The organism is Chitinophaga varians (genome assembly GCF_014529945.1).
In the GTDB taxonomy this organism is placed as follows: domain Bacteria; phylum Bacteroidota; class Bacteroidia; order Chitinophagales; family Chitinophagaceae; genus Chitinophaga; species Chitinophaga varians.
The window spans coordinates 218,410-225,003 of record NZ_JACVFB010000010.1; the positions used below are offsets into that span (position 1 = coordinate 218,410).

Genomic DNA, 6,594 nt, shown 5'->3' on the forward strand with positions numbered 1-6,594 from the left:
TTGCAACGTTTCTTGAAAATGTCACGACCATGGTCCGGAAAAGAAGACCGTTCGTCTGGCTAATCTTTCTGGCTATCACCGTATTTGCGCTTTTGGGAATACCCAAAACAAAATTTGATATGACCATCGAAGGGTGGTTCCCGGAAGACGATCCGGTATTGGTGGCGATCGACGAGTTTAAAGCCCAGTTTGGCAGCAACGAGGGCGTATATATTGCTTACAAACCGGCCGACGGAGATGTGTTTTCCACTAAGTCTTTACAGGTAATCAAACAGATACAGGAGGATCTGCTGAACGCTAAGCAGCATAGCGATTCTTCCGCCATGAAGCATATCGTCAAAGTAAATACCATTGTGAAAGCCACGGTTTTATTTGCGGAAGGCGATGTGCTGGTATCTAAAAAGCTGGTAGGCGCGAACATGCCTGCCACGCCCGCAGAAACGGAACAGCTCCGGCGGCTGGCGCAGACCCAGCAATCGTTTCCGTTGCTTTTCTTCTCTAAGGATATGCAATATGGCGGTATGCTCATTGAAACGGATTTCGGGACAGAACGCCTGGACGAAACCACACCTGCATCGGCTGCCACAGCGGATACTGCTACATCAGCAACACCAGATGAACCGCTCGAGATGGACGAAAACAGCATGGAGAACTTTGGCAAAACCAAAGCGGTGAAAGAAAGGGTACGTTTCAAAAGGGCTGATTTAAGTGAACTGGTTCCTTTGATGAAAGACATCAACGCCATTCTGAATAAGCCGGAGTATAAAGCGCACCTGCAATACTATGCGGTAGGCAACGCGCCACTGGCTTATGAACAGCAGACCGTTATTGAAAAAGAGGCCGCACCGATATACCTGGGGCTGCTGCTGATTATTTCTGCCTTGTTATGGTTCTTTATCCGCTCCTTCAGCGCCGTGGTGTGGCCGCTCATCATCGTGATCGTAAGCTCGGCCTGGACGGTGGGCCTGGCCGGCTGGCTGGGCGTGGAAGTGACGGTGTTCCTGATGCTCACCATTATGCTGACGCTGACCGTCGGCGTCTGTGATGCGGCGCATATACTTTCGGGCTTTCTGTTTTTCCGCAATGAAGGCTATGAACGCAAGGCTGCCGTGCTGAAAGTGTTTCAGACCACTAACAAAGCGATCGTACTGACGGCCATCACCAACATCATCGGTATGTTGGCCTGCTTTTTTATTCCTATTCCCCGTATTCAGGTGTTCGGCGTCATGTCGGCCGCCGGTGTGGCTTTCGCCTGTATCATGACGGTTTTCCTGCTGCCCCTGATGCTCGATGCATGGGCACCGGGCATGCGTATGGAAGCGAGACAGCAGAAGAAAGGTTTCTCCGTAAAGAAATTAATTCCCGACTTCTCCCTTTTCCTGCAACGCAGATTAGATGGCATATTATCCATTGTACAGAAAAGTCCCGCCTTTATCATTTGTTTCTTCCTGCTGGTCCTGGGCGCTACTATCTACGGTGTCACGATGCTCCGGGTAGATACCAATATCGCCAACCAGTTTGTGGAAGGCAACCCGTACAGGGAATCCGCAGAGGTGATCGATAAAAAAATGATGGGAAGCCTGAATATGGAGATCTACCTGGACCTCGGCAAAGAAGGTGCTTTTGAAAATCCTTTTGTGCTGAATAAAATCGATGCGCTGCAACGCAAGTTCGAAACCGATTACCGTGATGTGGTGGTGAGAACAGCTTCCCTGGTGGAAGTGGCGAAGAAAGCGAATAAAGTACTGAATGAAGACCGGGACGAGATGTACAGTATTCCCGCTGATCCGCAGGCTTTAGCGCAGACGCTCTTCCTCTTTAATCAGGCCAGCCCGGAAGATCGAAGGAAACAGGTTTCGGACGATTATAGTAAATCCCATATCTCTGTGCAGCTCTACAACGTTGGTTCCAGCAAATACCTGGACGTATATGAGGCGATGCAGAAAGATATTACCGGAACAGTCAATGCGCTGAAGCAGCAATACCCGGATACGAAAGTGTCTATTACCGGCGCACTGCCCATGAATATGCGCTTTGTGCAGGTGGTAGCCAGTAGCGGATTGCAGGACATCATCATGGTGATGATAACGGTAACGATTGTACTGATTTTCGTGTTCGGTTCCCTGCAGGGAGGAATGATCGCGATCATTCCCAACCTGATCCCTTCGATGCTGACACTGGGCCTGCTGGGGCTGACGGGGAAGTCGGTAGACGTGGATATTCTCCTGCTGCTGCCGGTAGTGGTGGGTATATCGGTAGATGATACCGTACACTTTATCAGTCATTACCGCGACCGGGTGAAGGTAGACGGAGATATCAAAGGCGCCTTGCTGCATACCATCAAGGAAGCCGGACAGGCAGCCACGTTCACCAGTCTGATCCTGGGGCTGGGCTTCGGTATCCTGTCTTTTTCCGCCATGGAAGGAACGGCTACGGTAGGCAAATTAGGCTCCATCGCCATTTTCGCCGGCCTGTTATGCGACCTGTTTTTATTGCCCGCCCTGATACTGGTATTTAAACCCAAATTCCAGAAGAAAAACAAATCCAAACCGCACAGCGAAATGGCTATGCAGAACTAGATCATTTGTTTCCGGCTAATCCTATTACAATACAATAAACAGCAAAATTCAATGAAGAATCATTCTGATCAGTTACCCGGCCGCTCCACGACCAGAACAGCAGGACTCCTGTATCTGGCTATCGTTATCGGCGGTATTTACAGTATCCTGTATATGCCGTCCCGGCTTTTTGTGGATGGTAATGCCGCCACCACTGTCAGCAATATCACGACCTATGGCGGTGTGTTCCGTCTTAGCCTCTTCTGTGATGTGGTGGTCCTCCTGTGCGAAGTCGTGTTGTCAGTGCTCCTGTACCAACTGCTCCGGCATGTTAACCGGAAACTTGCCATGGTAGCATCGGCTTACCGGTTTACGATGACATTTATTATGAGCATTAATCTCCTGAACTATCTGATCGTGCTGATGCTGCTGAGCGGCGGCGCCTATCTGGCTGCATTCACCACCGAACAGGTGAATGGGCTGGTGATGCTCTTTATCAAGGCGCACAAGTACGGGGAGTATATCTGGAGCATATTCTTTGCGTTGCATTTGCTGGTGCTGGGATACCTGATTTTTAAATCCGGCATCTTTCCACGCATTCCGGGCATCCTGATGATGGTCGGTAGCCTGGGGCATCTGCTGGAAAGCTTCAATCATTTTCTACTGCCGGAAAACACGATGCTTGCCACCGTGACTTCCGTTTTCCTGCTGTTTTCCTCTTTGGGTGAACTGTCTTTCGCTTTCTGGCTCCTCTTCAGGGGGGTAAAGTACTCCTCGCGCGTGAAGGTGGAAATGGCCTGATGGCCGTCTGCATGGAATCGCATCACAAACCCATTGTTTTAATCTAAATAAGTACATCATGAGAAAAAATCAGGTTGCTATCATCATCACGTTGTGTGTTTTATGGATACCCTTTACCATCCAGGCGCAATCGGCTCTCTCAGCAAAAGACATTATGATTAAAGTGCAGAAGGCGACCAAAGAATCATTTACCTCTTCTATTCAGCGTATTAAGCTGTCTACCTGTAAATACTCGGTGGCAGATAATAAGATGGTATGCAGCGATGAACCCAGAAACAAAGTGCTGGAAAGCATTGTCAAGAATTATGGAAACGACCGCCAGGACAGCCGTGCGGTGTCCATCATTATAGAACCCAAGAAAGAAGAAGGGGTAGGGCTGCTCACGTATGAATACGGTAAAGCAGGGAAAGATAACGACAGCTGGATGTTCCTGCCCGCCCTGGGTAAGGTAAAGCGGCTGGCGTCAGGCGGTGACAGCAACGACGAGAGCGGCAGCTTTTTCGGGTCAGAATTCTCCCTGGAAGACATGGAAGACCTGAAGATCAACGAGTATACCTTTCAGATCACCGGGGAAGAAAATTATAAGGGCCGCGATGTATGGGTAATAGAATACACACCCAATGCTGAGCGCGCAAAGAAATCGAAGTACAGTAAAACCACTTCCTGGGTAGATAAAGAGAGGTTTATCAGCCTGAAGAAAAACCTGTACAGCCAGGGGAAACTCTACAAACAGGTGGCAGTGTCCAATATAGAGAAGGTAGATAACGTATGGCTGGCCCGTAAACTGACGATCAACAATATGACTACGCATCGCATGAGCAGTATGAGCATTGTGTCCGTAGCATTTGATAAGGAGGTGCCCGACGAATTTTTAACCACCCGGTCGCTGGAAGATTTCTCTTTCCGGGAAAAGAACCTGACCCGATTCCGTAGTAGCCTGAAATAGGCCATACAGGCCGCCGGCCTGTTTATCAACCGTTTCATCACAAACCTATAGAAAACTTTAAAGCGTAACATCTATGAAATACTCTGACACAGGGGCGCATTATGATGCTATCATCGTTGGTTCCGGGACCTGCGGCGCCACCATTGCCCGGGAACTAAGCAGAAAGGGCAGGAAGGTGCTGCTGCTGGAACGGGGTGAGAACGCACCCCTGAAAGAATCTCTTTTAGGATATGCCAAAGTTTCCAACGAAGTACATGTCACCGATAAGCTGAAAGACCTGCGCGCCTTCACCACCGGCGGCACCACGGCCATGTACCTCGCAGTGGCCGACCTGCCGCCTATTGAAGCTTTCCGGAAGTTAGGCATCGATCTTACCCATGCTTTTGAACAGGTCCGCGAAGAATTGCCCATTACCGAAATAGCAGATGAGTTCATCGGAGCGCAGGCGAAGAAGCTGGGAGAAAGTGCCCGGCAACTGGGGTACGACTGGAAGAAAAAGCTGATGCTGGTAGACCAGTCTAAGTTCAACAGTAAGAACTACTACGAAGTGAAATGGAAGGCGAGGACCTTTGTGGAAGAGGCATTAGCCAACGGAGTAACCCTGGTGAACCGCGCTGTTGTGTCAAAGGTAATCCATGAAAGCAAAAAGGCCATTGGCGTGGAATACACTATCGGTAAGAAAAAAGATATACAGAAAGCCTATGGCGACAAGATTATCCTGGCTGCCGGTTCTCTGGTGACACCGCTGATCCTGCGGGACAGCGGTATCAGGAATGTGATGAACAACGGGTTCTATATCAATCCCAGTATCGGCCTGTTGGGCGCTGTGTCCGGACTTTCTTCGGCGGAGAATTTCTGTGGTTGCATGGGCGCTAAAATGGATGATGATATAGAGCTGATGGATGCCAATTTCCATCGTTTCCTCTTTAACGTAGGCATGCTGGTTTCTGCCAAACCGTTACGCATAGCGTCTTATCCGAAACATATCGGCATTACGGTAAAAGTGAAGGAGCCCGTGGGCGGCGAACTCACCGAAAGGGGACGTTTTCATAAAAAGCTGACGGATGCTGATTTTCAGAAGTTGAACAAAGGCGTGGCTGCTGCCAACGAAATTTTAAAAAATGCCGGCGCCAAAAGGATTTTTAAAACCAGCCTCATATCCGGTGGTGCCCTGGGCACTATAAAAATCCGGCAGCATGTAGATGAAAAACTGGAGACCGAGTATCATAACCTCTACGTGTGCGATGGCTCTGTGTTGCCCGATACCGACCGCGTTACACCTACGCTCACGCTGGTATGTCTGGCCAGGCACCTGTCTGCAGCGCTATAGTACTCACCTCACAACGATTTTGATATCAACTGTTTTGATTTTTTATAAATGAAATCCAAAAAAAATGGAAAAAGCAGGTAAAAACAAACCCAATGGTTTTTTGGTAGCTATCAGACTGCTATGCCTTGTAGCGGCTGTTGCCATGCCTTTTGTCTGGGGTAGATTTATGGAAGGTCCCACATGGTACCTGATAGTGGCAGAAGTATTTTTAGTGACAGTCATTCTCAGCGTAAGCCATGTGCTCTGGAAACATTCCGGCACCGGCGAATGGAAACTCCATTCCAGCAAGAAGGGGATAACGGTACATACCTTAAAGGTGCCCGGTGAAACCTGGTTAAAGATCAAAGTGACCGGTAAGCTCTGGGCCAGACTGGCCAGCATCCTCACCCTGATGCGTAACCCGGACGCCGCAGAGGACGTAGGCATGTTTGATTCTTATTACTTAGACGGATCAGATCCCAGGCTGGTGTATTACACCTTCAAGCAGAAACTTTTTCCGCCTTTTAAACACCGGGAGTTTGTGGTGAAATCTGAATTCAGCCAGGACCCTGATACCCGGGAGATGCGGTTTAACTTTGTGGCGGCGCCGGATAAACTGCCGCTCAACAAAAAAGTTTTCCGTATCACCAAAATGCATAACAGATGGCGCTATACGCCACTGGAAAGCGGAGGGGTGGAATATGAATTCATTTACGACGCGGTAGATCCGGGAGGGAATTTCCCTTATGCACTGGCCAACTGGCTCATTCCCGCGATGTTGCCCATGGCATTTACCAAGATGCCCAAAATCCTGTACAAAGAAAAATACCTGAATGCCAGCGTAGATTATATTCAGGAAGTTGACCTGCCCGAAGAGGCAATCGCACAACGAGTAGAAGCCTAACGTCAACACCCCGACTGTCATCACATGCTCCCGCCGGCGAATGGTTTTCAGTTCCCGGATGAACTCATCTTCTCTT

The 6,594-nt window shown here is 49.2% G+C and carries 5 protein-coding genes; all 5 read left to right on the forward strand.

Annotation, left to right across the window (positions count from 1 at the left end):
• Positions 1–119 precede the first annotated feature (119 nt).
• The 5 genes from ICL55_RS34725 (at position 120) to ICL55_RS34745 (ending at position 6,518) form a co-directional block, all read left to right on the forward strand.
• On the forward strand, positions 120–2,579 hold the full coding sequence (locus tag ICL55_RS34725; RefSeq protein ID WP_188106634.1) for an efflux RND transporter permease subunit: 2,460 nt from the start codon (positions 120–122) through the stop codon (positions 2,577–2,579).
• Between the two features lie 51 nt (positions 2,580–2,630).
• A complete protein-coding gene (locus ICL55_RS34730; RefSeq protein ID WP_188106636.1) occupies positions 2,631–3,359 on the forward strand; it encodes a DUF4386 domain-containing protein in 729 nt (242 codons plus the stop codon).
• A 58-nt stretch (positions 3,360–3,417) separates the two neighbouring features.
• Entirely contained in the window at positions 3,418–4,305 is an 888-nt protein-coding gene (locus tag ICL55_RS34735) for an outer membrane lipoprotein-sorting protein (RefSeq protein ID WP_188106638.1), read from the forward strand.
• A gap of 73 nt (positions 4,306–4,378) precedes the next feature.
• Positions 4,379–5,635 carry an FAD-dependent oxidoreductase gene (locus tag ICL55_RS34740; protein ID WP_188106640.1) on the forward strand — a complete coding sequence of 419 codons (1,257 nt, stop codon included), beginning with the start codon at positions 4,379–4,381 and terminating at the stop codon, positions 5,633–5,635.
• 64 nt (positions 5,636–5,699) lie between these two features.
• Positions 5,700–6,518 carry an SRPBCC family protein gene (locus ICL55_RS34745; RefSeq protein WP_188106642.1) on the forward strand — a complete coding sequence of 273 codons (819 nt, stop codon included), beginning with the start codon at positions 5,700–5,702 and terminating at the stop codon, positions 6,516–6,518.
• Positions 6,519–6,594 lie beyond the last annotated feature (76 nt).

Coding starts and splice junctions, on each gene's coding strand:
- ICL55_RS34745 (WP_188106642.1), top strand. CDS start 5,700: ATGGAAAAAGCAGGTAAAAACAAACCCAATGGTTTTTTGGTAGCTATC.
- ICL55_RS34735 (WP_188106638.1), top strand. CDS start 3,418: ATGAGAAAAAATCAGGTTGCTATCATCATCACGTTGTGTGTTTTATGG.
- ICL55_RS34725 (WP_188106634.1), top strand. CDS start 120: ATGACCATCGAAGGGTGGTTCCCGGAAGACGATCCGGTATTGGTGGCG.
- ICL55_RS34730 (WP_188106636.1), top strand. CDS start 2,631: ATGAAGAATCATTCTGATCAGTTACCCGGCCGCTCCACGACCAGAACA.
- ICL55_RS34740 (WP_188106640.1), top strand. CDS start 4,379: ATGAAATACTCTGACACAGGGGCGCATTATGATGCTATCATCGTTGGT.